Raw genomic sequence first — 960 nt, forward strand, 5'->3', positions numbered from 1 at the left:
CCGCCGCAATGCAAGGAGAAAAAATGCGCACTACCCGTTACGCAGTTGCCGCCATGGCAGCCGCTGCAGCACTGACCCTGTCCGCCTGCGGCAGCGACTCCGGCACCGACTCGGCAGATTCGGGCGACGCCGAAACCATCCGCGTCGGCATCAAGTTCGACCAGCCGGGCCTCGGCTTCGCTGAAGGCGGCTCCTACGCCGGATTCGACGTCGATGTCGCCAAGTACGTCGCCAACGAACTGGGCTACAGCGAAGACCAGATTGAGTGGATCGAGACCCCGTCCGCACAGCGCGAAAACATGCTGGAAAACGACCAGGTCGACATGATCTTCGCAACGTACTCCATCACGGACACCCGCAAGGAAAAGGTCGCCTTCGCCGGACCGTACTTCGTCGCCGGCCAGGACCTGCTGGTCCGCGCTGATGACAGCGAGATCGCCGGCCCCGAGGATCTCAACGGCAAGACCCTCTGCTCCGTCACCGGCTCCACCTCGGCCCAGAAGGTCAAGGACACCCTGGCCAACGAGGCCAACCTGGTGGAACAGCCCAGCTACGCCGAGTGCGTCACCGCCATGCAGGGCGGCTCCATTGACGCCGTCACCACCGACGACATCATCCTGGCCGGCCTCGCTTCCACGGACGCAAACAAGGGCCAGTTCAAGGTCGTCGGCAACACCTTCTCCGAGGAGAAGTACGGCGTCGGCATCCAGAAGGACAGCGACAAGTGTGAAGACATCAACGCTGCCATCGAGAAGATGATCGAAGACGGCGCCTGGGAAGAAGCCATCAAGAAGAACACCGAGGGTGCCGACTACACCTTCAACGCTGAACTGAACCCGCCGGCCATGGACGCCTGCGCCTAAGCAGCCACCTCCGCCGGGTTTCGGCGGCAACGTTCGGGGCCGGGGCACCAACCCAGCCCCCCCCCCCGCGCCCCCCCATTTTTAGGGAGAGGGGGCC

Annotated in this window: 1 protein-coding gene; it reads left to right on the forward strand. The window is 64.0% G+C overall.

The features are described 5' to 3' along the window. The first annotated feature begins 23 nt into the window (after positions 1-23). On the forward strand, positions 24-863 hold the full coding sequence (locus TVB01_RS16600) for a glutamate ABC transporter substrate-binding protein (RefSeq protein WP_422457004.1): 840 nt from the start codon (positions 24-26) through the stop codon (positions 861-863). Positions 864-960 lie beyond the last annotated feature (97 nt).

Source organism: Arthrobacter sp. 7Tela_A1 (assembly GCF_049311065.1).
In the GTDB taxonomy this organism is placed as follows: Bacteria; Actinomycetota; Actinomycetes; order Actinomycetales; family Micrococcaceae; genus Arthrobacter_B.

Bases quoted from the DNA above. Each gene is read 5' to 3' on its own strand.
- TVB01_RS16600 (WP_422457004.1), top strand. From the start codon at position 24: ATGCGCACTACCCGTTACGCAGTTGCCGCCATGGCAGCCGCTGCAGCA.